This is a genomic window from Kitasatospora sp. MBT66 (assembly GCF_000710405.2).
Lineage (GTDB): Bacteria > Actinomycetota > Actinomycetes > Streptomycetales > Streptomycetaceae > Kitasatospora > Kitasatospora purpeofusca.
In genome coordinates this window covers 33737-60735 of record NZ_JAIY01000004.1, presented here as the reverse complement: position 1 = coordinate 60735, position 26999 = coordinate 33737, and the positions used below count along the sequence as shown (strand labels likewise).

The following is a 26999-nucleotide window of genomic DNA, read 5'->3' as shown; positions in this document are numbered from 1 at the left end:
AATTTGTCTGACGTGCAGTACACCTCTGGCGTAACCGTGACCATTAAGGCCGGGCCCACCCAGGATTCGCCGTGGATTGTCTTCCATGGCACCGATCCGGACCATTGCTTTGCGCTGCTTGAAGAGGCGCAGCAAAACAACCTTTACGCCAAGGTTGGCGACGCCAACAATTTGTTTGCGGCTGTGGAGATGATCCGCCGGGAACTTCCGGCAACTGTGATGCCACAGAACGGCCGCCAGGGCGCCCCCGCCCCGCAGGGGCAGCAGGGAGGCTATAGCCGCCCACAGGCGCCCCAGGGCGCCCCACAGGGCGGCCAGCAGGCCCCCCAGGCTCCGCCGCCGAACCACGACCTTGCCGCCGTGTGCCGACACGGAGACAAGCTGTATGTGAGCGGCATTTCCCAGAAGACGGGAAAGCCCTGGTTCGGCTTTGATTGCCCGTCGAACTTCAAGACGGCCGAGTGTGCGCGTTTTGCCAAGGCAAATGGTTAAGGCGTAACCCCCAAACGATGCGGGCCGTTTCGACGGCCCTTTTCTATGCCCAAAAACAGGGGGATTATTGCTCACACTTGTACAGGCGCGACATTTGGGAGGCCAGGCCGGAGAACCTTTGCCGGCCGCCTTTCCCCAACTCGAAAAAGCCGGTTGCCATATTCGCCGGGGGCAGCTCACACTAATTGCAGCCGGGCCCGGAGTCGGAAAATCCGCCCTAGTAACCACCATTGCCACACGGGCGGAGGTTCCCACACTCTATTTCAGCGCAGACAGTGACGCATTCACACAATACGTGCGACTGGCCGCCATGCTTACAAACACCCCGGTTTGGGCTGTTGAAAAGGACATGGAAGCTGGCAAAAGCGTTCACTATGACACGCAAATCAACAATCTGGACTATTTGCGGTGGAACTTTGATGCCGCTCCGACGCTGGATAACCTCGATCTAGATGTTCAGGCTTTCGGGTATCTCTTTGGATGCTGGCCGCAGCTAATCATTGTAGATAATCTCCGAAATGTTTGGACTGAATCCGGGGACGATAACAGCAAATACGGGGAGATCATTGATTACCTGCATGAGCTAGGCCGTAAGACTGGGGCGGCAATTGTTGCGCTGCACCATCTGACGGGAACCTATGACGACGGGATCAGTCCCGCGCCCATGTCGGCACTTATGGGAAAGATCAGCAAGGTTCCAGAGGTAATCCTTACCTTGCACAAGTCGGGTTCCATTGACTTCGGGGACCTGAACATAAACGTTTCAATCGTTAAGAACCGGGGCGGCAAAGCCGACCCTTCGGGAAACTGGATAATTCCGCTGAATGCGGACATGGAAAGGATGCGCATTGATTGACAGCATGAACCTTGAGAACGGCACCATTGAGATTGACGGCAAGACCGTTCCGAAGATTGTTCACCATGACAACGGGTGCCAGACGTGGAATCTGGACCCCGAGACGGCGGCGGCCATTCAGCGCGCCGTGGCTGCCGCAATCCTCCGAATGATTGTCGATTCCCTGGCCGGAAGTGACGCGGATTCCGAGTTTGACGACTGATGAACGGACGGGCCAGTAAGTCAAAGGGCTACCGGGGAGAAGTGGAAGCCGTTGAAGTCTTCTCCCCGGTCTACCCGGAGGCGGAACGTTACGGCGGAATCAACGGAGCCAACGACTTGGGCGACATTAAGGGAATTCCCTATTGGGCTATTCAGGTCAAGAACGTGGCCGTTGCCCAGCTAGGCAAGTTCGTTGCTGACGCCGAGACTCAGCGCATAAGGGCCGGAGCCCTTTGGTCGGCAGTAATGCTGAAACTCAAGGGCAAGCACATGAGAAATGGCGTGTTTGTGATGTCGAATGAACAGGCCCTAAGGATTATGAAGCGACTAGAGGAGTGTGAAAATGGCACGTGTCGTTCGAAAGATTGAGATTCAATCCGGACCGCTCCGGTTCGATGATGACATTCCCCTGAGCGTGCTTGAGAAGTTTGTCGAGGAAATTCGGGAGATTGCCGGCATGGGGGTTGATCCCATGGTGAATGTCCCGCCAAATGTCTATTTCGAATACACCGAGGAGTAATCATTTCCCCCCGATACAACGGAAACACCAACCGACGCACTAAGCGGCGGGACCGTAGTGCAGGACTTGTCAGCAATCAGGATTCCTACGACGAGTGGGAGCGTTATGCGCTGGCCATGCTGCGGGATGACCAGCACAGTAACGACTACCCGAACGAATACCGCAGCGACACTCCGCCCGAGGCCGCCTAGGGCCCGCTAGGTGGCCCACGAAAGGCAGGCCGATGGATGCCGCCGACAAGCCGCCGATAGGGGCGCTACTGGGCCATTACGGGGCGGAGATCGGGGACACCGGGCGCAAATGGCAGTCTGTCCGGTGCCCCTTTCACGCCGACCGGTCCGCGTCCGCAAGCGTGAGCTTTGATGCAAATGTTTTCAAATGCCACACGTGCGATTTCGGAGGCGACAGCTTTGCACTAGTCATGTGGCAAGAGGGGATACGCGATTTCGGTAGTGCTGTCGGATTCTGCGAAAGAATTCTTGGAGAAGAGTACCGCCCGATACGCAAAGGCGGTGGCGAAAAGCGCCGCCGCCGGACGGTTCTTGGAGAAGAGATTTGGGCCCCGAGCGCAGGACAGCGCTCGATTGTTTCGGCTAGGCGTCGTCGCCGACCCATTGCCGGGGCATGAGCAATATGCCGGCATGCTGTCCATTCCCTACGAAACCCCCTACGGGGTTGTAGGACTGAAATTCCGCTGCTTGCAAGAACACGACTGCAAAACAGTTCACAAAAACAGGTACCTAAATCCACCAGGACATGAACACCGACTGTTCAACGTTGCGGACCTTTTCCGGCCCCTTCCATACATTGCGCTATCCGAGGGCGAGATAGACGCGATAACCAGCAGTATGGCCCGAATACCTACCGTAGGGGCCCCCGGCGCAACGTCATGGAAACCGGCCTTTACGCGCCTCTTTCTTGGATATGAAACGGTCTACATCCTGACTGATAACGACGATGACGGAACCGGGCTGGAAAAGTTCGCAAGCCCGCTTGCGGAAAAGATTCCCGGCGCGCGAATCATTCTCATGCCAAAGGGGCAAGACGTGAACAGTTTTGTAATGGAAAATGGCTATGACGCCCTCAGGGAACTAGTGGGAGTGTAATGCGAAACAATCGAAACAGGCCCAATGGCCTTCCCCCGGAAACTTTCACGTGTGACGAAAGCGCTGGCCTTGATGTAATTACGGTGGCCGAATCAACCTACGACCCCGAGGCGGTGTATATCACCGCATCGGAATACAACACCGCCGGGGTTATGACGCACCATATCGGATTCTTTATGACTCCGGGCAAGGCGGTTCGCCTAGCAAAGCGAATTCTTGATGAAGCAATCAGCAAGACGAAGGGAAACGGCTAATGGCTTACGCAGACGGTGAAACCATCTCGGTCGGTAACTATCAGGTCTATTTCTACAAGTCCGATGCCGGTGGATTTCGTGCCGAAATTCGGATTGATGGCCTGGAAGTTGATGACGACCAGATCACTAGCTATGAGGCCGCTGGACTTGTCGGCCTGCTGGCGGATCAGGGCGCAGCATGAGCCTTGACGTCTGGATTGCCAGGGTTACCCGCCCTGGGCGCCCCAAGCGGCTCTGCGGGTCGCGGGTGTACGACACCAAGCCAGAAATGCGGCGGTCCGTTGCGCAGCTCTATGCCCGGTACGGGCGGGAATACGTAGAGGTCTGGCAAATCGAGGACGGCCAGGCAATAAAGGAGGAATTTCCGCTTGACAATGATTAGCGACAGCCCGCATACCGTTCTACTCATTCCCGATACACATGTTCCCGAACATCACACGGGTACCGTTGCAAATATTGCCAACCTGATTCAGGAGGGCGGTTTTGCCGGAGTAGTGCACACCGGAGATTTCCTGAACCTGGATGCCCCGTCGCGTTGGTCCAAGGGGACCATCAGCGAATTTGCCGGAAACGTTCGGACAGAACGCGAGGCCGGCAAGCGCATTCTTGACCTTTGGTTCTCCAACTACGACGGTTACAAGGGAATGCATCTGGGAAACCATGACAGGCGCATTTCTGACTACCTGTGGAAATACGCTCCCGCCGTCGCGGATATGCCGGAATGGGAATACTCGCGGCTACTTGATTTTGATGCATTTGGGATTGAGCAGCGCGAAAATATCCACCGTGTAGCCCCGGGATGGGTCACCACGCACGGGGATAACCGAGAAATCACCCTTAGCCAGACTGCCGGGGCAACGGCCTACAATGCGGCCGTCAAGTATGGCGTAAACGTCGCATGCGGGCACACGCACCGTGCGGGAATCGTTCAAACGTCACACGGGTGGGGTGGTCGGATGAAGCCCAGAATTGGCATGGAACTGGGCCACATTTCCGACCTCAGGAAGGTTTCTTACCTTCCCAACGGATACGCAAACTGGCAAATGGCTTTTGGAGTTCTGCGAGTTGCCGGCCGCCGAGTTGATCCAGAAATTCACATGATTGCCGGGGACGGCAGTTTTACCTACGGCGGGGTTATCTACTCCGGCGGAAACCTTCGGAAGGCCAATTGACAATCGTTGCCGTGGATTTCAATCCCACTGACTTTCTTCCTCTGGCAAAGAGCGTTGCCCGATCCTTTGCCCGGGATTGGCCCGGCATTGACGCGGACGACCTTTACGGGGAACTTTCACTCAAGCTAGTGGAAAAGTCGGCGTCATTCGCCAAGACTGACAACACCAATGCGGCTGTTGCCGTAAGCCTCCGGCGCTTTGCCACGGAATATTGCGGCAAGGAACGTGGGCGGGCATTGCACGGAAGTGCCGACTACCTTTATTCCGCTACGGAGGTAGAGGTAATCATGAACTCGATGTTTTTGCCCGCCGATGAGTGGGGCCAGCAAACGCGGGCAGGTGCATTGCTTCCCGACTGGTCACAGGGGGCTCACAAGGGCCGTGACGGCATGGGGCACGTGGATGCCGTGCTAGACGCCAGGGCGGCATGGGAAAGGCTCCCAGAGGCCGCCAGGGCCGTTCTAAGGGACGGATGGGCTTACGGGCCTACAGCCTCCGCAGAGGCCGCCGGAACGTCCCTGGCAACGTGGTCCAAGCGCCACAGCCGTGCCGTGGAAAAGCTCAGGGACTCCATGAACACCAACCGCCTCCGGCGCGGCCAGGACCACAGCGGCCCCGGCAGCCGACAGGCAATTTCCAACAATCAGGCTCGAAATGCGGAGTGAAAATTGAACGAAAACGAAAAGCCGTGGCTTATCTGGTTTTTGACCGGCCTAGCCCTAACTGGGCTCGTATTTGCGACGGCTGGTCTGGTATTCATTGAGATTGTGATTATCGGCGCAATCTTTCACATTGCTACCGGCACGGCCATTCAGGCCACAATTGGCATAATCCTGCTAGGCGGAACCATCGCCCTGGCATATTCATTCTGGAAGAACGAAAAGGAGTAACAATGGCAATTATCGAAGAGACCGCCGTTTTCTACCGGTGTAACATCTGCGGCATTTCATACTCGGTCCCGGTAGCTGAGTGCTTCAACTCCCTTGACGCCGTGCACCAGGCTCTAGAGCCTGCCGCACCCACCATTCCGCCGCCGCCACCCTTTGAGCCGCCGCCCGAGGAATAGAAAAGGCCCCCGCCAATGGCGGGGGCCTTTCACTGTTGCTACTTCATTTGTTCTCGGCGTAGTTCAAGCCACTTCTTAGCCGCGCTTTTGTTTGTAAATGACTGTACATAGCTTCCGCCAGTGTCGTACAAGTGGAACGAGCCCTTGTCATATTGCGTAACCGTGTTGTCTCGCAAATGAAAGAAACGCTTAGACAGCGTCCAAAGGCCGTCGGGCATGCCAGTTGCGTGCCACGTGTGAGACTGCTCGGTTTCCTTGAACGCAACCGGGCCGTAGTCGACAACCATAGCGGTTTTCACGACTTCAAGAGCCTCTAGGAGTTGCATGTAAACATTGCCGTTGAGGAATTCCATACTAGCCGCACGGTGTTCCGAGGCAACCATCACGTTTTCGTTCGTGGGGTCATTGAACATCCGCAAGGATTCCTCCGCTTCTTTAAGGCGGGCCAGCAATTCGACGGCGCGGCGGCCCTTAAGGGAAAGGGTGTAGTCCATGGTGATTCTCCTTTACGTGGACGGAGGCGGGGGCCCCGGAGGGCCCCCGCGCAATTCTTTCCCTTACTGCCAGGCCGTAACCAGGGCAGCCAATTCACTCGGGGTTGCGGATGCGCCGGAAACCGCCCGGGTAATCGCCCCCCAGTAGCCGTGAACCTTGGCGCTGGTACCATCCTTGGCCAGTTCCACGCTGTAGACGGCATCCTCGCCGTAAGCGTCGTGCCAGAGAGAACCAATGATGCTGGTGGCCGTCTCGTAAACCAGGACCATGCCCCACCGGGGCGCCGTCTGGTTGCTAACCCGGTAGGAAGGCTGTTCGGCAGCCATTCGCAGGACGTCCCGGATCACGTCGTCCCGCAGGCGCACCGTGTGACGGTTGAGCGGCAGATACGGCATTTCCTTGACAGTCTCGGGCCGGAAGCGCTTCGGAGCCATTTCGTTTCCCTTCATCGTTCTTTCCCCGCCGGGGTTGATGAGATAAACATACACACGGGGCGCAGCGTGTGTCAATGGAAAGGGCGAAACTATTTCGTTCCGCCCTTTCCATTGGGTCGGGGTCACTCCCGCCAAGCCGCCGTTTCGTCGTGGTAGCTCACATACCCGTAGTGAGACACGGGATTAGCGGCAACAATCCACCGCTCACCGTTGAATTGAACCTTTTCAATGTCGGCCTCCGGCCAGTTGTGAGGCTCATTCACAACAGGGTAGTAGGTCGGACCGGTGGGGTTCGGGTAATCATTGCGGTATTCAAACTCGATGCAGTCGCCGTGAAGAGTGAAAACCCCCGAGTATGTTTCGTACGTCGGCCTGTCCATTTTCGCTCTCCTGTTCGCCGGGGTTGATGAAGCAAAGATACACACGGGATGCGCCGTGTGTCAACGTTTCCGGGAAAGGAAATGGGCCCGCCATGGCGGGCCCATTGGTCTAGCTAATCCAGATTTGGTCATACCCAAAGGTCCGGGAAAGTCTGTTTGCTTCCCGCAACAGAATCTCACGATATACGGCCCTGTTGGCCTCCGGCCAGTCTTCCCACCCTTGGGGCATTCGTTCATCCTCATAGCATGCGGCAGCGCTAACCGCGTGCAACAGGCGGTTTTGGGCATGTTCCTTGAGGGCCTTACGGGAAATGCTTTCCGACACGACCGTCCCCTAGTTGGCCTTAGGCATGACGCCATGTTCCCTGAGTACGTGGTGTGCTTCCTCGGGAATATCCATGAGGGAACCCGCCAGATCGGCCCCGATAAGAAACAGGGGCCCCCAAATACTTCCGGGCGGAACCCGCCCCGGGGGCATCAGAACGCGAAACAATTCCGTTGCCCGCCTATTTGGGCAACCGGGCCCCCATCCCTCGACGCTTACGAAAAGCGTCAACGTATCCCCGTCCTGATTTACGGCGAATGACGTTAGAGGTTCCGGGCTGGGGCCAATGGAATCCGCAAAGGCATTCATTGCGGCCCTTTCATCAAGACCCGTAAAGTCCACCCATTTCGGCATGCGGGTTTCGTCGTGGTGGATTAGAATTCCTCGCAATACCTCACCCCTCGAAACGCTTGCCAGCAGCATGCCGGCAATTGTGGCAGGAGAAAACATATGTACGGCGCTGGGGCGTGTCAATTGGCGAATGTCCGAATTGTCCTGGCTTGATGCAATTATCCAGGGACTTTGACCAGGGGAGGGAAGGTAAGTAAGGTAAGTATGGGGTTGCCGGCCAAGGACCCTTTCTTACCTTCCTTACCATACCTCCCCCGGCGGGGCGACAGGAGAAGTGAACAGATGTTCGAAGACAAGCCCGATGAGGCCGTCTACACGGGAATTCTTGGCGAGATTGTAAAGATCCTAGAGCCGAGCGAGGAAGCGGACCCAATCGGAATTCTGGCTTCTCTCATTTCTCTTACGAGCGCCATGGTTCACCCGGACATTCGAATCCCGATTTCCCGGAGCGAAAGGCACCCCGTCACGGCGTGGACCATGCTGGTCGGCCTCACTAGCAGGGGTCGAAAGGGTTCCGCCACGAATGCGGCACTAAAAACGGGGCGGAAGGTCAGCAGGACTTTCGTTGAAAACAATGTTCTGCGCTCCCTTGCATCGGGAGAGGGTTTGATTGAAGCAATTGCCGATCTCTCCCCCAAAGAGATTCGAGAAATGGAAGAGGCCGGGCAAGCAATTCCGGAACAGGGCGGGCAAAGTCGCCTTCTTTACCTTTCCGAATACGGGAAGATTATGGGAAAGTCGGTCGGCCCCGGTGCCACTCTCGGCACAACGCTACGGGAGGCATGGGACGGGGAAACCCTTGCCGTGCCGACGCGCAACAATCCAATCAAAGCCACACGGCCGCACTTGTCCGCCGTGGCGCACGTTACCCCGGGCGAATTTTCAGACCGTCTGAACCTCACGGAATTGGCCGGTGGTTCGTACAACCGGTGGATGTTCTTCTATGTCCAGCAGACAAAAGTTCTCGCGGACGACGTGCCAATTGATGAAGCAAAATATGCCGCCCTTTGCGCAAAGCTCAGGAACAATCTCGCCGACGTTGGAATGAAAGCGCAGACGGTTGTAGAGGCACAAAAGGCCGCATGCGCTGACGATGAGAACGACGATGGGGAAGCGGACTTCTTTCTCATTGAGCGCACGCCAGAGGCAAAGGAATTGTGGCGAGACATTTGCGCCACCCTTGAACAGCAAAAGGCCATGTCGCCCATCCTGGACTCATTCACAGGCCGACAGAGGCCGCACATTATGCGCACGGCGGCAACCTATGCCATTGCAGACGGACGCACGGAGATCAACGAAGTTGACCTAGCCGCAGCGTACGAGCTTTTCGAATACTCCCTAAAGTCCATTCGGTACGTGATTGGGGAGGACGAGGACATTCCCGAAGGGGGATACTCTGCAAACGCAAAGCTGAATGAGGACGCTAAGAACGTAGCGGCGGCGCTCAAGCAGCGGGCGGCCAACCTGAAAGACGGATTGACCCGCACGGAGGTCCGGGCAATCTGCGGCGGAAATAAGGTATCCGCCACCTATATTGACGAAGTGCTGAACGTCCTTGGGGACAACATTTCCCGTGGACAGAAACCGGGCGCGGGAAGGTCGGCAGTTCTCTACTCCTGGACCGGACCCCTGGTGCGCGAGATGACCGAGGAAGGCGTCTAGAAGCGCCTAGAAACACGAAAGGGCCCCCGCCTTGGCGGGGGCCCTTTCTGCGTCTCCTAGTCGGTGTATTCGGTGATTTCCCGGATGTCCCCGTAGGTGTCCATGGTCACGAACATTTCCATGACCGCCTTGGCCTCCCAGTAGCGGAAGAACTCCCGGACCGCCTCCGTCTGGCCGCTAAGGCGAGTCTCCGTGTAGGCGCCCATTCCGTAGGTGTAGATGTCGACCACCTTGCAGCCCATCATTTCAAGGCGGTAGTCGTGACGGCCCTTACGAAGGTTCACAGCCATTTTCTTTCCTTCTCTAGTTTCTCTGCCCGCCGGGGCTTGATGAGATAAACATACACACGCCGTGCGCCGTGTGTCAACGATTCCGGGAAAGAAACTTTCTCGGCCTTTGGGCTTGCAATCGGGCAATGGGCAATGCCAGAATGGAGACATCAAGAAAGACCCCGGCGAAGAGCGGGAAGGAAGCAAAGCAATGAAGATGCTTCACCAGATGGAAGCCGAAGAGATAGAAGGCCGGCATGTCAAGGCCGGAATGCGAATCATTGAGCGCAACCGAGCATGGCTGATCATCGAGATCACCGAAGAGGACGGCGTTTACACGGTGCATGGAATGCTCACCTCAATGGACTTTGAGCCCGATGATAGGGTGACCGTGGAAAAGCGATAGAAAGCCACCGGGGGGCCCGCCAAGGGCCCCCTGGGGTCTCCCCGCCAAGAACCCTAAAGGCGCGGCAGGAAAAGATTTCAAAGCCAGTGTTGACACACAGTCTGTGCCGTGTGTATCTTTTACTCATCAGCCCCCGGCGGGGAAGAAACGAACGAAGGAAAAGACAATGGCTACGGTCTACACGGTTCGGATGACTGGCAAGCTTGCTGACTACATTGCCGAGACTGGCCTGATGCAGACTCAGAAGCCCGCCGACAGGGCGGAGGCCGGGGCCCTGGCTGCCTGGAAGGAAGCCCCATCGCGGAAGGTCGGGAAGTCGGCTTACTACCTGACTGTTACCGCCACTAGGGCGGCCTTGGACATCTTTACGGACCACGCTAAGTTCATTCTGAACATGGGCGAGGAAGCCGACTTTTCCGAAGCTGAAATCAAGGCCGCCGCTACTTGGTTGGACCGTGTGAAGGCGGCAGAGGGCCGGGAGGAAACCGAGCTTGAAAAGTTCGAGCGCGTGAACCGGGAAAAGGCCCTTTCCCCGGCCTTTGGCGAGCCGGGGAAGGTGGAAACCCCGGCGCCCCCGCGCAAGCCCGGGAAGGCCCCTCAGAACTTTGTGGACATGGCCCGGTTGGCAAACTCGGAAACGGCAAAGGCGTTTTGGGCCCGTAAGGTGGCAGAGTACGAAGGCTAAATGAAAAGGCCCCCGCGAAAGCGGGGGCCTCCCATTGACACACAGGGTTGTCCGTGTGTATCTTTGTTTCATCAACCCCGGCGGGAAGATGAGCGAGGAAACCAATGGAAATGCAAATGGTCCGAGTGTTCTGGAAGTGCCGAACAAAGGGCTGCAAGGTTCGCGCGGTGACCGATCTTCCAAGGATCGGAAAGGGCACGGCGCTTCTCATCGGAAGCGAACCCGGACAGATGGTGGACATTCACTATTGGATGTTTGCCGACACCCCGGAAAAGGCCGCTGAGGCCCGGGAACTCTATGCGTCCCACGGCGCCCTGTGCGCCGACCACGGGCCCATGGAAGGTCAGCACCTTAATGCCCGCTACCGGGCGGAAAAGGTTTGTGACGGACGCTGCCTGTCGGCAAAGTCGGCCGCCTGCGAATGCTCATGCGGCGGCGAAAATCACGGACAGAACTTCATCTAGAGAGAGGCCCCCGCGAAAGCGGGGGCCTTTTTTGGCAAGACAAGCGAGCAATCCAGTTGACACACGGCACCGACCGTGTGTAGAGTCTTTCTCGTAAGGCAGCGCAAGGAACCCCGCACGATGCGGGGGGAGCATTGCCAAACACCAAATCCCCGGCGGGAAGGCTTGACGGATTATGACATTAGTCATGAACCGGATAGGGCCAATCGGATTGGCACTAAGACGGGACACCGAGGGAACGGTTCATACCGTGCACTCCGGCCCCGTTGACTGCCTGATAGCCCGGTCCCTGTCGATACTCGGGCACCCGTGGGTGCCGGATAGGACACTGTTCAACCAGTACAACGTTTGTTCGGAATGCTGGTGTCTGGTGGTTCAGGGATTCACCGAATGGCAATCCGCAAATGAACTTGACCGGCGCGGAGAAAAGCCGCTAAAGTCTAGTCAACAAGGAATGAGAACAAGGGAGGAACGAGGAATGGCGCTCGGCGCTTTCTTCAACACCGGCGAGACTATCGTTCACGCCGACCAGCGGCCCCGCGAGGGTTGCATCAAGGTTCAGATCGCCGTGGCAAAGCGGCTCATCGGAACGAACAAGCTGGACCTTTCCGTGCCTCTGCCGGAGGGATTCACCCTCTGCCCCCGGTGCGAATCCACGCTCAAGCCGCGCATTGAGGAACTGGCCGCCTACGTGGCCGAGGACAACGCGGAGGAGTCGGAGGAAACGGAATCCGACGAAACAGCCGAGGAAAAGGCCGCCCGGGAAAAGGCCGAGGCTGACGCGGAAAAGGAAGCCGCCGCCCGAAAGAGGAAGCGGGACCAGGCGGAGGCAAAGGCGCTCAAGGGCCTTGGGGTTCGCTCCCTGACCGACGCGCAGGCCAATTGGCTCCGAATCCTGGAGCAGCAGGTTCCGGGAACCCCGGCGTTCGATTTCTGGAATGCCAAGGTTGACGCGGTTCTCATCGCGACCATTGAGCTTGACGAAATCGACGCGGCCTAATCGGGGATAGGGGAAAAGCAAATGGCAGTCATTGAGACCAAGACGACTCAGGTCAAGGACGACCTTTCCGGCGAAATCATCGACCAGAATGCGAGCGATTCGTTCCGGTTCGGATTCGACGGGGTAAACTTCGAGCTGGATTCCTCGCTTGAAGCGATCAACAAGATCCGCGAATTCCTCGCCCCGTATGCGGCGGCGGCCCGAATCGTGGAAGACGCTCCGGTGCAGGTTGGCTTTCCGTCGGTTGCGGCGGCCACCCGTGGACAGCAGCAGCCGCGTAAGCGCGCCGCCGCGACCCCGGTGCGATCCTCGGGGCCGGACCCGGCAAAGGTTCGGGAATGGGCCCGTGCACAGGGCCTGGAAGTGAACGAGCGTGGCCGCCTTTCCAGCGGCATCGTGGAAGCCTACGAAAAGGCCCACGGCTAAAAGCAAAAAGAGGGGCCCCGCCATTTGGCGGGGCCCCTCTTTTGCATGCCCTTACTTACCTTCCTTACCTTACCTCTCGGGAGATGTCCGCCCGGTCCGGGGCGGGGGTGTACAGGGCCTCTGAGACGGCCGCCCGGTGCTTGCCCACAGGGACAGTCACGGAGTCCACGGAGAGGCCCAGGAGGGCCGCCACAGCGGCCAGGACGAGACCGACAGGCAGGGACGGTAGGTAGTGGGCCCCCAGGGCCAGCAGGGCCGCAGCGACCGCGTACAGTCGGACCGCGTTGCGGGTAATAAAGCTAATCATACCTATTCCTTTCTATTGACTTACTGGAATGTCCCCCTTACCTTGTGCCGCCAAGGAAGGGGGTAAATCATGCTGAAAAAGAAACTTCTACTCACGCTTGTATTTGACGATAAAGCGTGGATGATCGTAGGACCAGAACAAAGCTGCAACGACGCCAACTCAGGGAACGGCGGCGGGGATAATCGTAGGGGCGGCCTCCGGGCCGCCCCTACGGGCGTTCAGCCCTTGAATGCCTCCGCCCAAGTAGCGGGCCCAACCACACCATCCACCTCTAGGCCGTGCCGGGCCTGGAACTGTCGGGTAATGGAATCAGTCGCCGGACCAAAAGAACCGTCCGCATCAATCTGCCACGTACGTTCCTTAAGGCGCGCCTGGAAAGTCCGCACATCCTCGCCGGTCATATACGGTCGAGTCAGCTTGAGAAAGCGGCCAGGGAAAGCCGGAATGCCGGAAGTCGGCGGCTTAGGCTGAGGGGTCGGAATGGAGTTGCCGGCATAGGCCGGATATCCATATCCGAGAACCTGCCGGACCTTACGCGGACGAGTGCGACGGTAGCAACCGTCACCATTGGACTGAGAACCGGCATTACCGGCAGACGTGTTTCCCTCAAGGGTGGTAATAGTGGTGTCAGTAAACGACTCCACAATGCCAACGTGATCGGCAAGACCGTCACCATCCCAGTCATAGAAAACAATGGCGCCGACCTTCGGGTATTCGGACCACTGCTTTCGGGCCCGGAACCAATTCACGTGCGACGGGCAGTAAGCCGCCCGGCCAACCGAATCCGCATTGCCGGAAACGGAAGCGCAGTAACTAATCCACATATCGCACCACGCCTGATTAGGCAGGCCGTACCACTTACCGAAAAGGGTATCGTTATTGCGACCCTCCTTATAGCCCTGGTTAATCCACTTGCGGCACTCGTTCAGCATGCTGTCAACACTCATTAGTATTTCCTCTTTCTTTGTTTTGGGCATGAGAAAGCCCCCGGCCGGCAAACCGGGGGCGATTGTCTGTGTGGCCCCTAGGAGGGGCCCTTGTTGCTTGCCGGTCCTGCTGGACCCTTGCGCGTTTCTACGGCCCGCACAGAGCCACGTAGGGCCGACAGGGCGGCCATTGCTTCCCGGTGATAGGTGGTCACCGTGACCGAGAGATCCTGAATGGCCCGTTCACCGGTGACAAGTGAGCGAAGCAAACCATTTTCAGTTTCAAGGCGTTCAACGCGGGCCGTAAGATCTCTAATGGTTCCTTCCAGCCGATCACCCCGGGCCTTTTCTGCCTCTGCATTTTCACGCCAAAGACGCGCAGATTCATTGTCGGTTTCCGACCGGAATCGAATGAATGCAATTCCTAGGCCGATGGCTAGGCCGGCAATACTCAGGGCCGTATTCCAATACTCCATTTACCTCCTTTCTAGTGGCCTACGGCCGTAACGTCCATGGTGGTAACCCAATCAACGGCGGCGCCATTTACCTTGACTTGGTGCGAAAGTCCTTCCACCCGATAGGCCCGACTGTAAACAATTCCCCCAGGGAAGGCCGGATTGTTTTCCTGAATAGTGAGCTTTCCCATAAGTTCAAGGGAGAGGATCTTTGATGCCAGACTGTCATTAGTGGAGAGTGTCCACTGAAGTGAGCTGAGGCGCGGAACGGGGTTCTGCCAACGTTCCATAAACTCTCGCGAAAACTGCCGAACCCACGAATCCTCAATGCTTTTCAACTCGCGCTTGTACATGCGACGACCGAAGGACTGTACAGATTTCGCACTGGATGCCGTACTAGAAATGCCATTCTTTCGAGAAATCGTCACGATATTGTAGACGTGCGACAAGTCGTAATCCAGAGAGTAGCCCGGTTCCGGGCCCTCTCCCTTGTCGGTGTATAGCGTCATTTCATTTCCAGGAATGGCTATGGCATCCTGCAACAGGCCATCAAGGGTAGATTTCACAAGGTATCCGATGCGGCCCTCACGGGTGGCAAAGAATACGCTTTGCAAATCGCCGGTAATTTCCTGTATGTGGGCCAGTGCATTGACACCACTAAAATCAAGTGGGCCAAAGATTGTTGGACTAGAGCCAGGCCCCCATTTCCAATTCGACATGTCGTATCGAGGGTGAACCTTGGAAGCGAGAAAGTTGGTTCTAGTGGTTCCACCGTGAACGGTATTGTTCTTTCCTACCTGCCATTTCGCGGTGACATCCTCGGAGCCTGTGTCATAAATGGTGACGCAAGAAAGCTGGCCGGCAAACTGGTCGGGCTGCCAATCTGCCCACCACGAACGGCCCCCAATACTGGCCGGAGCCTCATAGCCGGAATCCGGCTGTGTGCTTACGTAAGTCTTTCGGTAGGCCCAGTCATTGACGTTCAGGGAAATGATTCGCTTTCCCGTGGGATCGGCGGGACCGGCGGACACGGAAAGAAAGTGCGAATCCGAATTGGTGAGGTAGCCCAATGGCATGAGCATGTAGGTAATGCCCTCATTTCCGGTGAGGGCATAGAGGCAATCATTGCTCGGTGTTAGTGCCACACCGATATGAACATTTCGGCCCAACGCTACGGCTGCAAAATGTGTCACCCCCGAATCAGGGCGGGGAATGCTGTTCGTCGGAAAGATAGCCCAGAAATCAACACTCCACCCCTTGTCAATCCTTCCCTTGGAACGGTCCTTGTTTGTGGTGGCCAATGCGGCAATCGCCGGGTCGGTAATATCAATCACGGTTCCGAATGAACCGTTAGCCCATTCAAAGGAAAGCGACGTCCCGCCTTGAATACCGTGAACAAAAGGAAAAGCGCCGTAGGTAATGGGCCGTCCACCATTCGTACTGTTGACAAGAGTACCGGGGGACCCAACAAACCCGGCCGCTTCTCCAACGGTTCCAAATGATTCCGCAGGATCGGTCAGAGGGAAATGCGCCAGGACGTTTTGATTCTTGTTTGCAACCGCCTGATAGGGGGTGTTCCAAATTGTTTCCGAAAAGATTCGGAGGTCATCGGAACATTCCATCTTCACATCGTTCGCCCCAAGCGTCCAATTGTTTTGAGCCTGAATCCTGTCAATGAATCCAGAGAATACCGGTTCGGCTCCGTCACCGTACTGAAAAGGCACCACCCGATAACCGGTTGCATTGTCAGAACGGGCGCACTGTAGGCCGATTAGGTCAAATCCGAAGTCTCCGGAAATAGTTGAACGGTCGTTGTTCGGGAGAACGCTTAAAGTCAACTTCATCGTTGGGGCAATCATTCCCCACGGCATCGTTCCATTGAAATTGAATGGTGTCCAGCTTGAACCCGGAGTGATTGTTGCGATGGTTCCAAGTGACCAAACATTGGACGGGTTAACCTGATCTGTCACCCATCCAACAATGGACATTGTTGTTCCGGCGGGAAGTGCTTTGTATCCGGTTCCGGCCGCCCACTTCACCCAACCCGAAAATGTGTAGTTGTAAAATGGGATCGGCGCCGTGTAGACATGAATTGAATTGGCGCCAACCTTGAGGCTCGACCCAGAAACGGCATCAGCCAGCGCCTTTCGGTAGGAAAAGCGAATATGCTTGGTACCAACCCCGGTGGACGGCTCCGATGCCCCGCTTATAAAGTTCAGTTCCCACCAGGATTCGCCGTTGGGACCCTTGGGATATTCCCACCGATCGGAAGGGGGAATGGGGGCGGTCATTCCCTGAACGCCCTTCCCGTTGAATCCCTTTTCCCAAGTTCCCGAAGTTTCGGGGGATGACGCCCAACGCGGAAAGATATTGTTTCCAATTACGGAGTTGATCCGGATTCGACGGTTGGGCCGAATAGTGGTCTGATCTTCGGTGAAATACCAATCCGGCTCACCCACAAATGGCGGCCGATTGTAAGCGAATGCGCTTGTCATGAGAAACGAGGAAGCAACGTTGGTTGCCCCTCGGGCAACCAACCGGTATTGCACCTTTACGGCGCCAACCGGGGCGACGTGCTTAAAGATGAGCGGCTGTGCAGTGTCCTTACTGATAGCCGAAACCTTTATTGGTGTAGTGCCATGCGCATATCCAATGGCCACATCCTTGGAGTTTGAGTAAAGCACAAACAGGCCAATGGAAAGATCCGGCTGACTGACGTCAGCCTTGCACAGCCGGACTTGGAATTGCGATTCCTGGCCTTCAATTACCTTGGCATCCGGAAATGCAACGATGTCCGACCATGTTGGCAGAAGGGTCGGGATGGAAACCCGGGCGCATCCGGTGAAAACGTCGCCAGCCCCGCTGACCTTTACCGTGACGCCATTCCCGTATGTGATTAGCTTTGAGATGGGAAAGTAAGGGCCCCCGGGGATCGTGTCGTATGCCCCGGGGGAATCACTCGGGAACAGGTTGTTTTCGGGACTGGAAACCTTGATGAAGGGGTCCGGGGAAAATCGATCGTCGGCATTGTCAAATGAAACCGTGGCTGTTCCAGTTTCGAAGTTGTCAAGTTCGAATGAACGCCCGCGCTTGACGTCGAATTCCTTTACCCATGGCGTGACATTACGCCATGCCGGCGTCTCGTTAATCAGGGATTCAAATGCGATTTCCGTTTCAAAACCTAGGCGACTAGTCATGCTTGCAGACCGAAACCGGTCCTACCCCCATTCCTTTTAGAGATTCGGATAATTTCATCGCGGACGCTGGCCGCAATAGATCGGGCCAGGTCTCTTTCGGCGGTCACTGAACCGGCCACGGAGACGTTCACAACGACAGTTGGCCCTGTCGGCCCGGCCTGGCCGGGAACGTCCTGCTGTGCCCCCGTGAGGGGCGTTACGCGGGCCCCTGTCGGAAGCTGTAGAAGCTCGGGCCCGGCGTCACCAACAATGGCGGCACCGCCCCCGAGGATATTGCCACCCTTGGCCAGGTAGGGAAGATTTGGCGTACTAATGGTGTATGAAGGAATATTCATTCCGAAAACGTTTCCACCACCGACGGTGAATGAAAGATTATTCCATGCGCCAATGATCTTGTTAATGGCCCCCTTGAAAGACCCCCAGATGCCGTCCCAAACTCCGCCAAAATTGATATTCAAGTTGGAAGTGAACCAATTCTTTACATTCTGCCAACCGTCCTTGATCCATTTCATGGCAGCATCAAAGTTATTGATCATGTTGTCAATCGGCCCCTTGAAGGCGCCGTAAACCATATCCCAAATTCCCTTAACGGTTGAGTAGATTACTCCGGATATTCCGCTCGCAATGTCCTTGATGCCTTGCCACATTTTCGACCAATTTCCGGTCAAAAGGCCCGTGGCAAATTCCCAGACGCCACGCAGAATATCTAGAAATCCGTTGATCTGGCCCATGACCGCTCCGATAAAAGCACCGGCCACACGGAGAAGATTGTCACCCCAATTCGACCAAATGTACGAGATAACCTTAATGACAGCTTCAATCTCTGCGCGGATAAACTCGAAACCGGCATAAATGGTTGTCTTCAGGTTCTCTACAACAGGTGCAATCTTGGGCCACATTGATTCGGCCCAGGGCAGGACTTGATCCCGGATCACTCCGGCAAAGCGCTCCAACGCCCCGCGTATCGACTCTATGGCGCCCGACACCGGGCCGCCCTCAGTAGTCAAAGAAGAGATGAAAGAGCGGACGGAAGAAACGGCGCTGTCGTAGATTGAGCGCGCCATTGCTCCGGCTTGAATAACTGTGTTAATCCAGCCGGAACTAATGCTACTGGTGTCTGCACCGGCGCCCGTAAACGCTCCAAAGAAAAGACGAACGGTGTCACTTGCAGCGCTAACAATGGGCCCAAAGGTAGTGCTCAGAACCTGCCCAAAGCGTTCCAGCACGGGAAGAACATTGTTGCCGATAACCGAAACAAAGCCCTGTTCAAGGCCGCGCTTAAAGCTTTCAACCTTTGTTGCTGCATTATCGTGCAGCGTGTTCCCAAGGTTTTGCGCAGCACCCGCCACATCACCCATTGCCTTGGTGGCCGTGCTCGGATCAAGAGCATAAAGGCTCTGTCCCATATCCTCGGCTTTAGTACCAAAAAGTTCGACCGCAATAGCATTCCGCTTAATCGGATCTTCGATCTTGCGGAGGGCATCAAAGGTCTGGTCTAGGGCGTCATTGGCAGACGGCCCACCCTTGGCAATAGCGGCAAACATCTTGTCGGCATTAAGTCCGACCTTTTCGTAACCCGCCCTAATCTTGTCGGAGCCGGCAACCGCTTCAATGGAGAATTCCTTGATGGTGTCGGCAATGGTGTCTGCATCCCGCGCACCGGCCTGTAGACCCTGGGAGATAAGGCCCATGGCCTGTGTGCCATCGACACCGACATTACGAAACTGGGTCGAATATTCGACCATGGTATCCAGCAAGTCATCCGCTTTATCATTTCCCTGCTGGAAACCACGGGTAAGAATGTCTAGGGCCTCTTCAGAATTCTTTGCCAAGCCCGTTCGCACCATCTGTGCGGCAGCATTGGCGGTGCCCTTGACATCCTGGTCAAACGTTTCCGCAAGCCCCATGGCGGAAGCGGTGATCTTTTCAATCTGTGCCGTAGTGGCGTCTTCATCGAGAAGCCCACTCTGCCAAACTTCCTTGACAGCGTTTGTGGCGTCACCGACCGATTCGCCGTAAGCCTGGCCGTAAAGTCGGCCCGCAATTCCGCCAAACTCTTGAGCCATTTCCGGGGTTGTACCAAGCTGGGCTTGCAGCTTGCTTATACCCTTTCCCTGGTCCATCGCTTTAGCGATACCATCGGTCAGGGCCTGCCCGGCCTTAAGGGCAATGGCCGCTATGCCGGCCACCATTAGCGCGCCCTTGGAAAGGAATCCCTCACTAAGGCTTTGCCCGCCGGTTTCTCCGGCATCCTGCCCCTCGGAGGCAAGTCGACCCGAAGCGTCACGCATGTGGTCCTGGAGACCAGCGGCCAGGCCGTTGGTCCCGCGTTCCACTCCGTCCGTGACGGCCTGGCCGCCGTCCTGGCCGACCGCCTGTCCAGCTGCAACAAAGCGGCCCCGGCCGTCCCGCATGCGGGCGCCTAGACCTGTCCCAACGTCCTGAGCGGCACTGTCCGTAGCGTCCGTGACGGCCTGGCCGCCAGCCTCACCAAGGGACTCCCCTGCTGCCACGTAGCGGCCCCGGGAATCCCGTAGGCGGCCCGCTATGCCCTGGCCCAGAACCGCCGTGGCCCTGTCGGTTGACTCTGAGATTGCGTCGCCCGTGGCGTCGCCTAGGGCCTCTCCAGTGGTCACAAAGCGACCCCGAGAATCCCGCAGCCGAGTAACAACCGTTTGGGTAAGGTCGTCGGTTCCCTCGGTGACACTGTCCACTACCGCAGAAATGGCGCGGTCCGTGGACTGCACTACCTGAGTCATTGCGCGGACAGCGCCCACAGCATCGCCGGTTACAACAATTGAAAGTTCCTGGCTACGGTCCGCCAATTATCCCCTTCCGGTAGTAGCCCCCCTCATGTATTCGGTGTAAGCCGTGTAGGCATCCAAGGGCATTTCCATTAGTTCCTGATATGTCATTCCATAGAAATGACAGAAAGCCGCATACTGTTGCAGCTCATCTAGTCTTTTGGGTCGGCCTCCGGGAGGCTCACGTCAAGCTCTACAGCAGGCACGTTCATGGCATCGTCAAAAGAAAAGTCCGGGTTTTCCTTTCGGCCAATGAGCCAAACAAGAGCAACCAGGGAAAGGGGGTCAAGGTCGACCCTTCGAATCGGCCTCCCCTTTTCGTCCTTCTCCGGAAGGCCGGAATCATCAAGCACCGGCTTTGCCTTGAAAGCATCCTGAACCGAAAGACCGGTCTTGTCCTTGAAAAGAACCATGTCTCCGAGAGTGAGAGACTTTGGGTCGAAAGAAATGTGCATAGTTCTCCTATTCTGGAAATGCCTTTGAGAGGGCTGCCCCGAGGGCCCGGTAATATGTTTGCTGCTGTTCGTAACGTTCAACTACAAACTTCGCCTGAAAGACGAAATAGCCGCTGGAACGGAACGCTCGAAACTGCTTATAGGCGAATGACCCGAATTCGGCACCCATGGCGTAAGGCCATTGGTTTCCTCCGTATCGGACCTTGACCCCTCTGCGGCCCCTTTCGGCGCGCAGGGATTGGGCAGCCTTTGCGGGGAGACGCCCTTGGCTGGTTGCCATTCGCCGGGCGGACTGAATCGTCAGTTCTGCTACGGCCCTATCCGTCTGTTCTACAATGCGCGGAATGTCTTGCGCCACGTTCCGCAGTTCGTCCCGAAAAGCCGTAAAGCCTTCAAGGCGAAAGGCTGTCGTGTTACGGCTAGCCAATTAGATAGCCGTATCAAGCGTCTTGTACGTAATGGCAATTGCGTCATTTCCGGTGCCGTTAAGGGCGGTACCAGAAATTGACAGATCTGGAATCTTCCCCGCCTCAATGTTGGGGGTGGCCGCATCAAAGCGCATGTTGGGCATAGTGACGGTAATCACGGGAATGACAGTCGGCTTTAGCGGATCGGGCGCAACTCCGCCCCAAGTAAGAACGACATTTCCCAGGTTTCCAGTCGCCAGAGCGGCAGACGCCTTATTGTAGGCAGTCATACTGTCAAATTCCCCCTTAGAGGAGAATTCAATCTTTCGGGCCTGCTGTTCCCGAGGCTCACGCCGTCCCACGCCAATAGTCCAACGGTCATCCTTAAGACCGTTGTCACCCTTGACGGAAGTCTCCGAAACAGGAAATGCGGCAGAATCCAGCGTGACAGTTCCACCAAGGTAGGTGAAAAGACGAGCACCTGCGGGATAGGTGGGCGTGACCGGGGAACCAGTCCGAACGGTTTCCCGGGAAAAGATCATGTCAACCGAAAGAGCTAGAACACCATCAATTTCGTTACTGAGTTCCCAACCGCCAACCTTTCCGCCAGGATAGACAAACTGGTTAAGGCCGCCGCCGGAATCGGCGCGGCCCACTTCAAGGGTGAAACTCTTTCCCGCCAGATCAGCAATTGTGGCGGTAAACGTGGTAAAACCGTCGGCATCCTTCGCGCCAACTGCCACATTCCCTAGCATGTGCTTAAGCCAAAATGCAAAGGAACGGTCCAGAACCTCTAGTTCTAGCGATCCATCTGCGCCCTTGGCATTCGGTGCAAACCGGTCGGCACGCATAACACGCTGGCCTACTGTCATGGCTGCCGATTCAATGCGCTCGTACTTTCCGGAAACAGATTCCTTTGAAAGCTCAAAAAATCGACTTACCGGAAGCACGGCGCCGTAAGTCACCTCATCGACGGCCCCAATGTATGAATCAAAAACAGATGCCATTAATCCTCGCTATTCTTAGTCCTGGCCTTGATCCAATCCCCTCGGGAAATTAGTTCAATGGCAATGGGTTCCGGCACGTCCACCGACGGGCCTCCGCCGATGGCCTCAAGGCCAAGCGACGGAATCAGAACGGCCCCCAGGGGCCCCGTGTACACAACTCGCATGTCTTTCTCTCTCCTGTCTCTACAGGGCCGCCACAGCCCCCTAGCGGCTGTCCCTGGCCGTGATCCTGGCCAATCCCTCCCATTGGGCTTCAAAACCATCCGGCGTAGGCCAGGAAATCAAACGATCGGGAACAAGGGCGCTGGATATTGCCGCACCCCCAATAGTCGGATCAAACATTAGGGAAAGTCGAATACTCTCGGCAGCAGTAAATGCCGCCGTCTCAACTCGTTCCGCATCGGCGCCGGGCACAGCAACGGAAACCACAACATGAACGTCATACGTGGTTTCCGTCTGCCGATTAGTAATCCAGCGCGTATCTGACCAATCAATCTTTCCGACCATGACCCAATGCCGGCCAGGAAGGCGGGGGAAGGACCATGAAACCTGAAATGAGGAAAGCCCCGGGGCGACCTTCAAATGCTCGACTAGTGCCCGCTTGACTGAAAGCGCATGAATTGTCACAGCATCCACCAATCAAGCGTGTACCGAGCCAACGTGGCATCGACGTCCGGAATTCCGGTTTCAAAGCCCGCTCGTCCGGCGGTTGCAAGTTGATAGGTTCCCATTTCGGAAACCTGGAAGGAAACCGCACGATCCGGAATGGCCGAGTTGTCAGAGAGAAGTACGTCACGAATCCGAATTAGTGCAGCCCGACGGACATCCGGCGGGGCCGGATACAGGCCGTATTCAATGGTGACGCTGCCATCCGGGTTATCAAGGATTCGACGAGTATCGTTTTCCTCGCGGTAGGCATCAATAAAGAATCCGCGACGCGACCGAATAACGAATGACCGGTCAGTGATCTTTTCGAATTCCTCTTCAACGGCATCCCGGACGGCCGCCACCAGGGCGGCCGGGAATCGTGTGGAATCGGATATTGCCTCATCGAATGCACGGACTTCCGAAACCGCAACGATAGGTGCTTCGGTTACCTCAAAGTAGAATCGGCGGTAAATGCCGCCGGTCGCTTGCCAAATGCCGGTGAACAAACCCATTCCCGGGGGTGTCCAATCGGCCGTGAAAGTACGGCCGTCCCCGACCGCCTGTATGTCGGCCACAGGGTTTGTCGAATCCGGTCCGGCCTCATGACCGGCGTGGACCAGGAGGTGAACCCCGGCGGCCTGGCCGCCGTTCTCATCGTCCCCAAAATCAACCCTGAGGGTGGCCAACCTGCCTACGCGCAGGCGCAATGAACCCCCTTCCTTACCTTACTTACCTTACTTCGCCTTGGGCGGGCGCCCACGGCGGGGCCTGGCGGCCTCCCCCTCGGTAAAGGGGGCGTCCGCCGGAACGGCATTGCCAAGCTCAATATGACGAGTGGCAATATCGTCCGGCACATCAAGAGTTTCGCCAGGGCCAGGATTTAGAACATTTCCGACCACGCCAATTAGCTGTCCAGTTAGAGAAATCTTCAAAAGGCTTCTCCTTAGCTGGCGGCAGATCGCAGGACTGAAACGGCCTCAAGGTCCATGAGGTCACCATCACCGCGCCAAGTAATCTTCCAGGAAACCATGTCGGAATCCCAGCCGTATTCGTCGGAACGGGAAACGGTCATGCCCTTAACCTGTCGTACCTTGAACTGCGAGAAATCGCCGTACCAAATCAGATCAGTATTTGCGACACCGGCCTTTGCGGCAATGGTGGCGTCAACGGCATAGGGCTTTCCAAGGATTAGATCCGGCACGCCGGCAACGTAGCTGGGATTCCAAATCGGGTTGCCCTGAGTATCCTTAATCTTGCGAAGTTCGGCAAGCTGGAGATCACCGAAAAGCCATGCGGCATTTCGGCGGTAGCCGGTCCGAATCTTGTGCTGAACATCAATAAGATTGTCATAGGTGACAGGCCCAAGCCCGGCACCCTGAGTAATCTTCTTTCCTGCAGGAATGGCCGCCTGAAGCTTGGCCAGCATATCGGCGGTAAGGCGGTCGGCCAGGGCCTCCCCGGTGTCCGTGGCTACAATGCCGGTAATGTCCACCTCGCTATCATTGATCAGTTCGGTAGAAAGCTGGGCACCAAGACCGTACTTCTTGGCGCCAAGGTCCCGAGTGGTGAAACCGCCCTTGGCAAAGGGAATCTTGTCACCCTCGGCAAGGATTGCAACGTCCGTCGGAAGCGGACGGGCATTCTTTACCGGGTAGCGCATAACCTCACCGGTGGAAGTATTGAACGTACTTACCAGGGAAAGGAAGGGGGACCGCTCCCGCATCGATTCGAGAACCTGCGCAATAAACTGCACAGCCGTGGTATTGCCAGCAAAGGCCGGATCGGAAACCTTTCCCGCCTGTGGCTGAACATTGGCGCCCGGAGCACGCGTCTCCGGTGCGATAAGGGCATCACGGATCTCGCCACGGGCAACACTGACAAGGATGGAACGAACGTCGGTAGACGGCTCGTTGTCGGGGCCGGAGGGCAGGACAGAGCCCCACTTTTCGGCGGCACGCTTAGTCTCCGCCTCCGCCTCCGCCTTGGCGGTGAAGTCGGCAATCTCGGCACCCTTTTCCTCAAGGGCGGTGTCCAGCTTCTCAAGGCGGCCCCGTCGGTCCGCATCGGTCAGCGTCGCGTCATTAAGAACCGCCTTGTAATCCTCGAAAAGGCGGGCGCGGGCATCAATGGCGCGCTGAGCAAGTGCAATAAAAGTCATGAATTCCCCTTTACGGTAAGCGAAAGAATTTCAAGGCGGGCAGCATCCATGGAATGCTGAATCTCGCGAATGCGGGACCCGTAGCCCCGACTATTGGCAAGACGCCGCACGCGCGCCTTTTCTAGATCACGCTGGGCAAGACCGGAATCCGTATCCAAATATGCGGGATATGTAACCGGTGAAACATCAAATAGGGCAAGATCGCGAATCGTCCGCAAGTCTCGGCCGTCCGTGTCTAGTGACCAGTCGGCATCTAGTACACGGAATCCGAAAGAAGATTGCGAGATGTCACCGCGACGAAGGGATTCCGAAAGGTCCCTGCCGGCACTTGTGTCCGGCAAATCCACTTCATATCGCAGGCCAATTTCATCCTGGATAAGTCGAAGTGTTCCGGCGACGGTTCGACCGATTACTAGGTTCGGGTCGTGGTTGATGAGCGCCCGCACGTCGTGCGCTTCCTCAATTGCCCGCGAAAAGGTTCCGGGGGCTATGGTTTCCACAAATCCGCCAAGATCCTGGGAACGCGTATTGAACTTGGCGGCATAGCCGACCATTACCGGGCCAGTGCCATCATCTGCGGACCGGATTTCAAAGCTACTCAGGCTGGTTCGGATCTCCCTTTCCGGGAGCGTTGACATTGGGTATTTCCTCCTGTCCGGTATTGTCGTTTACCGGCGGAGGGGCCGCCGGAGCAGGCGGAACCGGATTGATGGTTTCCGCCGTAATGGGGGTGAGATTTGCGGGACGGTAGTACTGTGCGCCAAGTCCATCCGGAATTGGCTCCCAGTCTTCAAGATTGGCGATCATGTCGGCATTCATGAATCCGTTCTGAATGCCAATTGCATACCCCTGATACCGTTCAGCAGTCTTTGCCCTGAGTCGGGCATTCAGATTGAATTTGATATACCGATTCCCCGGAAGCAGGAACGTAGATATTGCCTGTTCGATCCGGGTAAGCCATGGGGCTAGTGTCTGGTCAATAAACCATTTGTTCTGTTCCTCTACCCCGGAGCCCCAACTAGACGTAACTGTTGGGTCTACCTGATTGGCCGGAACGCGGTAGATCAAAGCAATCTCGGACTTTTGAAACCGTCGGGTTTCAAGAAACTGTGACTGTTCAGGTGTAATGCTGACGCTTTGCCATGTGGCCCCACCGGTCAAGATTCCGAGGCTATGGCTATTCGCCATGCCGGAATGATTTCGACGGAACATGTCCCTAAGCATCAAGGCTTGATCCTTTGTCGGATTTCCTGGATGCTGAATTATTCCGGTCATGCTGGCGCCCTGGCCAAAGAAGCGGGCGCCGTATTCCTCGGCGGTCAACCCTAGGCCGATAGCCTGCCGCGCAATCTCTAGGGGCGAAAGTCCCCGAGGTTCACCGGGAATAGTGAATGCCGGAATCCAAAGAATCTGTGACCGGTCATATTCCTTTCCATTGTGCTGAAAGACAACGTCCCTACCATCCTGCGTCTGAACAATTACGACAGAACGGGGGTTTAGGGGATAAAGGGCCACGACCGATCCGCTTTCATCGCGCACGGTGGCAATGAATGCGTTGCCATCCATAAGAAGCGAGACGGCAACGCGATGCCAAAAGTCGTAGCGAGTCATGTACGGATTCGGTGAAACAAGCCAGGCCGGATTAGAAATGGATCGGTTGGTCACCTTCCCAGAAAGAAAGCTGTCTACCGGGAGAGTAGAAATACTGTCAGCGATTAGGCTTACGCAATAAAAGACGGCGGGGAAAGAAAGACTGCCGCGCTGGCTGACGGTTTTGCCGGAGTGAGTCTTTGCCCCAATGTCTCGGAAAACTTCCCCGTTCCATCCAACCGGGTTGGTGAGATCGGGCGGGGAACCCCGGCGCTCAAAGAGATTCCAGAGACCCACTAGCGGCCCCGTTCAGAGGCCATTCCGGCCCCCAGGAACAGAATGCCGGCCACCAGCGCCCCGGCCGCCCAGGAGGCAGCGCAGGCAGCGCCGGTAATGAAGACGCCCCCAAGGGTCTGGAATACAGCGTAGGCCCGAACACGGGCCAGGAAATCGGGCTTCTTAATGGTTCTCCCTTCTCCGC

Annotated in this window: 31 protein-coding genes and 1 pseudogene; 17 read left to right on the top strand and 15 right to left on the bottom strand. The window is 56.6% G+C overall.

Annotated elements, in window-relative coordinates; all coding sequences use genetic code 11:
- Positions 1-3 precede the first annotated feature (3 nt).
- From BI06_RS07025 to BI06_RS50400, 11 genes and pseudogenes are all read left to right on the top strand, one after another.
- Positions 4-492, top strand: a complete 489-nt coding sequence (locus BI06_RS07025) for a hypothetical protein (RefSeq protein WP_043466560.1) — start codon at positions 4-6, stop codon at positions 490-492.
- A gap of 67 nt (positions 493-559) precedes the next feature.
- On the top strand, positions 560-1348 hold the full coding sequence (locus BI06_RS46030; protein ID WP_082558344.1) for a DnaB-like helicase C-terminal domain-containing protein: 789 nt from the start codon (positions 560-562) through the stop codon (positions 1346-1348).
- A complete protein-coding gene (locus BI06_RS07020) occupies positions 1341-1550 on the top strand; it encodes a hypothetical protein (protein ID WP_043466557.1) in 210 nt (69 codons plus the stop codon). Before BI06_RS46030 ends, BI06_RS07020 begins: the two co-directional genes overlap by 8 nt.
- A 41-nt stretch (positions 1551-1591) precedes the next feature.
- Positions 1592-1918 (top strand): hypothetical protein, encoded by a 327-nt coding sequence (locus BI06_RS49315; protein ID WP_149030301.1) that lies wholly within the window; start codon positions 1592-1594, stop codon positions 1916-1918.
- Positions 1893-2069 carry a hypothetical protein gene (locus tag BI06_RS50405; RefSeq protein WP_158516400.1) on the top strand — a complete coding sequence of 59 codons (177 nt, stop codon included), beginning with the start codon at positions 1893-1895 and terminating at the stop codon, positions 2067-2069. Before BI06_RS49315 ends, BI06_RS50405 begins: the two co-directional genes overlap by 26 nt.
- 223 nt (positions 2070-2292) lie before the next feature.
- A pseudogene (locus tag BI06_RS55435) lies at positions 2293-2517 on the top strand (CHC2 zinc finger domain-containing protein); the annotation flags it as partial.
- A 31-nt stretch (positions 2518-2548) separates the two neighbouring features.
- Entirely contained in the window at positions 2549-3175 is a 627-nt protein-coding gene (locus BI06_RS46020) for a toprim domain-containing protein (RefSeq protein WP_233290058.1), read from the top strand.
- 253 nt (positions 3176-3428) lie between these two features.
- Complete coding sequence (locus BI06_RS49310) at positions 3429-3611, top strand: hypothetical protein (protein WP_149030300.1); 183 nt, start codon at positions 3429-3431, stop codon at positions 3609-3611.
- 186 nt (positions 3612-3797) lie between these two features.
- Positions 3798-4601 carry a metallophosphoesterase gene (locus BI06_RS47810; RefSeq protein WP_149030299.1) on the top strand — a complete coding sequence of 268 codons (804 nt, stop codon included), beginning with the start codon at positions 3798-3800 and terminating at the stop codon, positions 4599-4601.
- A gap of 11 nt (positions 4602-4612) precedes the next feature.
- Positions 4613-5266: a hypothetical protein gene (locus tag BI06_RS49305; protein WP_149030298.1), complete on the top strand. Its 654-nt coding sequence runs from the start codon at positions 4613-4615 to the stop codon at positions 5264-5266.
- A gap of 3 nt (positions 5267-5269) precedes the next feature.
- A complete protein-coding gene (locus BI06_RS50400; RefSeq protein WP_158516399.1) occupies positions 5270-5491 on the top strand; it encodes a hypothetical protein in 222 nt (73 codons plus the stop codon).
- Positions 5492-5705: 214 nt separating this feature from the next.
- Here the strand turns inward: BI06_RS50400 and BI06_RS07010 are convergent, their stop codons facing one another.
- From BI06_RS07010 to BI06_RS49300, 3 genes are all read right to left on the bottom strand, one after another.
- Positions 5706-6161, bottom strand: coding sequence for a hypothetical protein (locus BI06_RS07010; protein WP_043466549.1), 456 nt, complete (start codon positions 6159-6161; stop codon positions 5706-5708).
- A 63-nt stretch (positions 6162-6224) separates the two neighbouring features.
- Positions 6225-6650 carry a hypothetical protein gene (locus tag BI06_RS07005; protein WP_149030297.1) on the bottom strand — a complete coding sequence of 142 codons (426 nt, stop codon included), beginning with the start codon at positions 6648-6650 and terminating at the stop codon, positions 6225-6227.
- A gap of 68 nt (positions 6651-6718) precedes the next feature.
- Entirely contained in the window at positions 6719-6976 is a 258-nt protein-coding gene (locus BI06_RS49300) for a hypothetical protein (protein WP_149030296.1), read from the bottom strand.
- Positions 6977-7934: 958 nt separating this feature from the next.
- Between BI06_RS49300 and BI06_RS46015 the strand changes: the two genes are divergently transcribed.
- Positions 7935-9314 carry a DUF3987 domain-containing protein gene (locus BI06_RS46015; RefSeq protein WP_158516398.1) on the top strand — a complete coding sequence of 460 codons (1380 nt, stop codon included), beginning with the start codon at positions 7935-7937 and terminating at the stop codon, positions 9312-9314.
- Between the two features lie 56 nt (positions 9315-9370).
- Here the strand turns inward: BI06_RS46015 and BI06_RS06995 are convergent, their stop codons facing one another.
- Positions 9371-9604 carry a hypothetical protein gene (locus BI06_RS06995; RefSeq protein ID WP_043466541.1) on the bottom strand — a complete coding sequence of 78 codons (234 nt, stop codon included), beginning with the start codon at positions 9602-9604 and terminating at the stop codon, positions 9371-9373.
- A 190-nt stretch (positions 9605-9794) separates the two neighbouring features.
- Here BI06_RS06995 and BI06_RS52865 point away from each other — a divergent pair, with 190 nt between their 5' ends.
- The 5 genes from BI06_RS52865 to BI06_RS06975 all read left to right on the top strand — a co-directional run bounded on the left by BI06_RS52865 (position 9795) and on the right by BI06_RS06975 (position 12564).
- The gene (locus BI06_RS52865; RefSeq protein ID WP_043466538.1) at positions 9795-9989 is read left to right on the top strand and encodes a hypothetical protein; all 195 of its coding nucleotides are present in this window, start codon (positions 9795-9797) and stop codon (positions 9987-9989) included.
- Between the two features lie 166 nt (positions 9990-10155).
- A complete protein-coding gene (locus tag BI06_RS06985; protein WP_043466536.1) occupies positions 10156-10674 on the top strand; it encodes a hypothetical protein in 519 nt (172 codons plus the stop codon).
- Between the two features lie 104 nt (positions 10675-10778).
- A complete protein-coding gene (locus BI06_RS49290; protein ID WP_158516397.1) occupies positions 10779-11138 on the top strand; it encodes a hypothetical protein in 360 nt (119 codons plus the stop codon).
- A gap of 478 nt (positions 11139-11616) precedes the next feature.
- Positions 11617-12138: a hypothetical protein gene (locus tag BI06_RS06980; protein ID WP_043466533.1), complete on the top strand. Its 522-nt coding sequence runs from the start codon at positions 11617-11619 to the stop codon at positions 12136-12138.
- Between the two features lie 21 nt (positions 12139-12159).
- The gene (locus BI06_RS06975; RefSeq protein ID WP_043466531.1) at positions 12160-12564 is read left to right on the top strand and encodes an Lsr2 family protein; all 405 of its coding nucleotides are present in this window, start codon (positions 12160-12162) and stop codon (positions 12562-12564) included.
- 525 nt (positions 12565-13089) lie between these two features.
- Here the strand turns inward: BI06_RS06975 and BI06_RS06965 are convergent.
- The 11 genes from BI06_RS06965 to BI06_RS46000 all read right to left on the bottom strand — a co-directional run bounded on the left by BI06_RS06965 (position 13090) and on the right by BI06_RS46000 (position 26815).
- Positions 13090-13818, bottom strand: coding sequence for a peptidoglycan-binding protein (locus BI06_RS06965; protein WP_051740391.1), 729 nt, complete (start codon positions 13816-13818; stop codon positions 13090-13092).
- Between the two features lie 77 nt (positions 13819-13895).
- Positions 13896-14273 (bottom strand): hypothetical protein, encoded by a 378-nt coding sequence (locus tag BI06_RS49285; RefSeq protein ID WP_043466527.1) that lies wholly within the window; start codon positions 14271-14273, stop codon positions 13896-13898.
- 11 nt (positions 14274-14284) lie between these two features.
- The gene (locus BI06_RS49280) at positions 14285-17449 is read right to left on the bottom strand and encodes a hypothetical protein (RefSeq protein ID WP_149030293.1); all 3165 of its coding nucleotides are present in this window, start codon (positions 17447-17449) and stop codon (positions 14285-14287) included.
- Positions 17446-19863, bottom strand: a complete 2418-nt coding sequence (locus BI06_RS46010) for a phage tail tape measure protein (RefSeq protein WP_158516396.1) — start codon at positions 19861-19863, stop codon at positions 17446-17448. The genes BI06_RS49280 and BI06_RS46010 overlap by 4 nt, the downstream gene beginning before the upstream one ends.
- A 542-nt stretch (positions 19864-20405) precedes the next feature.
- Positions 20406-20666: a hypothetical protein gene (locus BI06_RS49275; protein ID WP_149030291.1), complete on the bottom strand. Its 261-nt coding sequence runs from the start codon at positions 20664-20666 to the stop codon at positions 20406-20408.
- A gap of 469 nt (positions 20667-21135) precedes the next feature.
- A complete protein-coding gene (locus BI06_RS49270) occupies positions 21136-22122 on the bottom strand; it encodes a phage tail tube protein (protein ID WP_149030290.1) in 987 nt (328 codons plus the stop codon).
- A gap of 204 nt (positions 22123-22326) precedes the next feature.
- On the bottom strand, positions 22327-22629 hold the full coding sequence (locus BI06_RS49265) for a hypothetical protein (RefSeq protein ID WP_158516395.1): 303 nt from the start codon (positions 22627-22629) through the stop codon (positions 22327-22329).
- 116 nt (positions 22630-22745) lie between these two features.
- Positions 22746-23477, bottom strand: coding sequence for a hypothetical protein (locus tag BI06_RS49260; protein WP_043466523.1), 732 nt, complete (start codon positions 23475-23477; stop codon positions 22746-22748).
- A gap of 236 nt (positions 23478-23713) precedes the next feature.
- Positions 23714-24928: a phage major capsid protein gene (locus tag BI06_RS06955; protein ID WP_043466521.1), complete on the bottom strand. Its 1215-nt coding sequence runs from the start codon at positions 24926-24928 to the stop codon at positions 23714-23716.
- Positions 24925-25566, bottom strand: coding sequence for an HK97 family phage prohead protease (locus BI06_RS46005; protein ID WP_043466519.1), 642 nt, complete (start codon positions 25564-25566; stop codon positions 24925-24927). Before BI06_RS46005 ends, BI06_RS06955 begins: the two co-directional genes overlap by 4 nt.
- A complete protein-coding gene (locus BI06_RS46000) occupies positions 25523-26815 on the bottom strand; it encodes a phage portal protein (RefSeq protein WP_082558339.1) in 1293 nt (430 codons plus the stop codon). The genes BI06_RS46005 and BI06_RS46000 overlap by 44 nt, the downstream gene beginning before the upstream one ends.
- Positions 26816-26999 lie beyond the last annotated feature (184 nt).

Excerpts from the sequence above, each read along its gene's own strand:
- BI06_RS50405 (WP_158516400.1), top strand. The coding sequence starts at position 1,893 with ATGGCACGTGTCGTTCGAAAGATTGAGATTCAATCCGGACCGCTCCGG.
- BI06_RS06980 (WP_043466533.1), top strand. The coding sequence starts at position 11,617 with ATGGCGCTCGGCGCTTTCTTCAACACCGGCGAGACTATCGTTCACGCC.
- BI06_RS07010 (WP_043466549.1), bottom strand. The coding sequence starts at position 6,161 with ATGGACTACACCCTTTCCCTTAAGGGCCGCCGCGCCGTCGAATTGCTG.
- BI06_RS49280 (WP_149030293.1), bottom strand. The coding sequence starts at position 17,449 with ATGACTAGTCGCCTAGGTTTTGAAACGGAAATCGCATTTGAATCCCTG.
- BI06_RS49290 (WP_158516397.1), top strand. The coding sequence starts at position 10,779 with ATGGAAATGCAAATGGTCCGAGTGTTCTGGAAGTGCCGAACAAAGGGC.
- BI06_RS06975 (WP_043466531.1), top strand. The coding sequence starts at position 12,160 with ATGGCAGTCATTGAGACCAAGACGACTCAGGTCAAGGACGACCTTTCC.
- BI06_RS06985 (WP_043466536.1), top strand. The coding sequence starts at position 10,156 with ATGGCTACGGTCTACACGGTTCGGATGACTGGCAAGCTTGCTGACTAC.
- BI06_RS46015 (WP_158516398.1), top strand. The coding sequence starts at position 7,935 with ATGTTCGAAGACAAGCCCGATGAGGCCGTCTACACGGGAATTCTTGGC.
- BI06_RS49285 (WP_043466527.1), bottom strand. The coding sequence starts at position 14,273 with ATGGAGTATTGGAATACGGCCCTGAGTATTGCCGGCCTAGCCATCGGC.
- BI06_RS49275 (WP_149030291.1), bottom strand. The coding sequence starts at position 20,666 with ATGGTTCTTTTCAAGGACAAGACCGGTCTTTCGGTTCAGGATGCTTTC.
- BI06_RS06955 (WP_043466521.1), bottom strand. The coding sequence starts at position 24,928 with ATGACTTTTATTGCACTTGCTCAGCGCGCCATTGATGCCCGCGCCCGC.
- BI06_RS49300 (WP_149030296.1), bottom strand. The coding sequence starts at position 6,976 with ATGGACAGGCCGACGTACGAAACATACTCGGGGGTTTTCACTCTTCAC.
- BI06_RS49270 (WP_149030290.1), bottom strand. The coding sequence starts at position 22,122 with ATGGCATCTGTTTTTGATTCATACATTGGGGCCGTCGATGAGGTGACT.
- BI06_RS46010 (WP_158516396.1), bottom strand. The coding sequence starts at position 19,863 with ATGCGGGACGGCCGGGGCCGCTTTGTTGCAGCTGGACAGGCGGTCGGC.
- BI06_RS46005 (WP_043466519.1), bottom strand. The coding sequence starts at position 25,566 with ATGTCAACGCTCCCGGAAAGGGAGATCCGAACCAGCCTGAGTAGCTTT.
- BI06_RS49310 (WP_149030300.1), top strand. The coding sequence starts at position 3,429 with ATGGCTTACGCAGACGGTGAAACCATCTCGGTCGGTAACTATCAGGTC.
- BI06_RS06995 (WP_043466541.1), bottom strand. The coding sequence starts at position 9,604 with ATGGCTGTGAACCTTCGTAAGGGCCGTCACGACTACCGCCTTGAAATG.
- BI06_RS49265 (WP_158516395.1), bottom strand. The coding sequence starts at position 22,629 with ATGGTCGGAAAGATTGATTGGTCAGATACGCGCTGGATTACTAATCGG.
- BI06_RS52865 (WP_043466538.1), top strand. The coding sequence starts at position 9,795 with ATGAAGATGCTTCACCAGATGGAAGCCGAAGAGATAGAAGGCCGGCAT.
- BI06_RS06965 (WP_051740391.1), bottom strand. The coding sequence starts at position 13,818 with ATGAGTGTTGACAGCATGCTGAACGAGTGCCGCAAGTGGATTAACCAG.